This window comes from Chitinophaga sp. GbtcB8 (assembly GCF_019091455.1).
Taxonomy (GTDB): Bacteria; Bacteroidota; Bacteroidia; order Chitinophagales; family Chitinophagaceae; genus Chitinophaga.
Genome location: NZ_JAGXJN010000370.1, coordinates 1 through 239, shown reverse-complemented (window position 1 = coordinate 239; position 239 = coordinate 1). Strand labels below are relative to the sequence as shown.

At 41.8% G+C, this 239-nt stretch carries 1 pseudogene; it reads right to left on the bottom strand.

The features are described 5' to 3' along the window. A pseudogene (locus tag KVT36_RS32115) lies at positions 1 to 239 on the bottom strand (gliding motility-associated C-terminal domain-containing protein); the annotation flags it as partial.

Sequence of the window (239 nt, the reverse complement as noted above, 5' to 3'; positions counted from 1 at the left end):
GTTCGTTTCAGAAATAAGCTGGCGAAGGCGGTTGCAACTGGACAATTTGAGATTAATTGCTTTATAACCCTTCAGCGGGCGCAGATAATCATTTGTACCATCGCCATGCGGGGTAAAACCTGTAGGTACATCAATATAACAGCTGGACACGGCATAAATGAGGTGATAAGCTGTATCAAAACAGTTCATGCTGCATTGTGCAATAAGCAGCACATTATAAACACGGTCTTCTTTTAACT